This window comes from Pseudomonas sp. AC083, from assembly GCF_979253165.1.
Map to the genome: position 1 here is coordinate 1 of NZ_CEEDDH010000090.1, position 281 is coordinate 281.

Here is a 281-nt window from a genome sequence, read left to right on the forward strand (position 1 = left end):
GTCATCTTCATGCGCGGCAGGACGACCACCGAATGACACAGGTCGTGGACGTGGTGGTGATCGGCGGCGGCCAAGCAGGACTCGCCGCCGGCTATCACCTGCGCCGCCTGGGCCTGGACTTCGTCATCCTCGACGCCCAGGCCGAGCCGGGCGGAGCCTGGCAGCACACCTGGGACTCCCTGCACCTGTTCTCCCCGGCCGCGTACTCCTCGCTGCCGGGCCGGCTCATGCCGCCGCAGCCCGGCGAGACCTACCCGGACGCGGCGCACGTCGTCTCGTAC

General features: G+C 71.2%; 1 protein-coding gene. It reads left to right on the forward strand.

All coding sequences use genetic code 11. The features are described from left to right. Nucleotides 1-32: 32 nt before the first annotated feature. Nucleotides 33-281: FAD-dependent oxidoreductase (locus AC0IXA_RS27325; protein ID WP_471814886.1), on the forward strand; the 249-nt coding region annotated here is incomplete at its 3' end.